This is a genomic window from Streptomyces sp. URMC 127 (assembly GCF_051386535.1).
GTDB lineage: Bacteria > Actinomycetota > Actinomycetes > Streptomycetales > Streptomycetaceae > Streptomyces.
Genome location: NZ_JBPQTW010000542.1, coordinates 1 through 272 on the forward strand (window position 1 = coordinate 1; position 272 = coordinate 272).

Consider the following 272-nt stretch of genomic DNA (forward strand, 5'->3'; position numbering starts at 1 on the left):
ACGACGACTACCGCAACGCGACGGTCGTGGCCCGTACGGGCAATGTGGTGGTCACCGTGAAGTACAGCGGCGCCGTTCGTGCGTCTTCCGCCGGCTACTTGTTCGCCGCGGCGACCGCCGCCACCGCCTCCTTGGCCGCGTCCTGCGCGCCCTTGGCGATGTCGTCCGCGGCCGGGTTCTTCGCGCCCTGGAAGCCGGCGCCGCTGTACTTCACGGTGACCACCACATTGCCCGTACGGGCCACGACCGTCGCGTTGCGGTAGTCGTCGTCG

The 272-nt window shown here is 69.9% G+C and carries 1 pseudogene; it reads right to left on the reverse strand.

Annotation, left to right across the window (positions count from 1 at the left end):
* Nucleotides 1-106: 106 nt before the first annotated feature.
* Nucleotides 107-272, reverse strand: a pseudogene (locus ACSNOH_RS35315) (DUF3558 domain-containing protein); the annotation flags it as partial.